Source organism: Kitasatospora sp. MBT63 (assembly GCF_000710465.2).
Lineage (GTDB): Bacteria > Actinomycetota > Actinomycetes > Streptomycetales > Streptomycetaceae > Kitasatospora.
In genome coordinates, this window is sequence record NZ_JAIZ01000102.1 from 1 (window position 1) to 908 (window position 908).

The 908-nt window shown below is 69.6% G+C and carries 1 protein-coding gene; it reads left to right on the forward strand.

Going from position 1 to position 908, the window contains the following annotated elements:
• Nucleotides 1-867: IS3 family transposase (locus AA75_RS47125; RefSeq protein ID WP_158515451.1), on the forward strand; the 867-nt coding region annotated here is incomplete at its 5' end.
• Between the last annotated feature and the right edge of the window lie 41 nt (nt 868-908).

Sequence of the window (908 nt, forward strand, 5' to 3'; positions counted from 1 at the left end):
GTGCACCCGTTCATCGAGGCGGAGAAGCAGGCAGGCCACAGCGTCAAACGGGCGTGTGAGCTGCTCAAGGTCTCCCGTGCCGCCTTCTACGCCCGCCGCGACGGCGAGCCCGGCCCCCGTGCGGTCCGCGACGCCGAGCTGACCGAGAGGATCGCCGAGGTCCACGCGGACTCGCGGGGCAGCTACGGAGCCCCTCGAGTCCACGCCGTCCTCCAGCAAGCCGGAGACCGGTGCGGCCGTCGTCGTGTCGCCCGGCTGATGCGTGAGGCCGGCCTGCAGGGCCGGCACCGCAGGCGACGCCACCGCACCACGGTCCCCGACCCGAACGCCGGCACTCGCCCGGACCTGGTCCTGCGTGACTTCCAGCCCGACCCGACCGCCCTCGACACCCGCTGGTGCGGCGACATCACATACATCCCGACCAACGAGGGCTGGCTCTACCTGGCCACCGTGATCGACATTGCCTCCCGTCGCGTGGTCGGCTGGGCCACCGCCGACCACCTGCGCACCGAGTTGGTCGCCGATGCCCTGCGGGCGGCCTGCCGAACCCGCCGTCCCGACGGCCCCGTGATCTTCCACTCGGATCGCGGCTGCCAGTACACCAGTCGTGAACTCGCCGAGCTCGCAACGCAGTTCGACATCCGCTTGTCCGTCGGCCGAACCGGGCAGTGCTGGGACAATGCGCTTGCCGAGTCGTTCTTCGCAACGATCAAACGCGAACTGCTCGGTGACCGGCCATGGCCGAGCAGGGCAGCGGCCCGCTCTGCGATCTTCGAATGGATCGAGGGCTGGTACAACATACGCAGGCTGCACAGCAGCCTGGGCTACCGCAGTCCCGCCGACTACGAGACTGCACTCGCGGCCTGACCACCACAACGAGGGTGTCCGTCACAGCGGTGCAAGCTCAG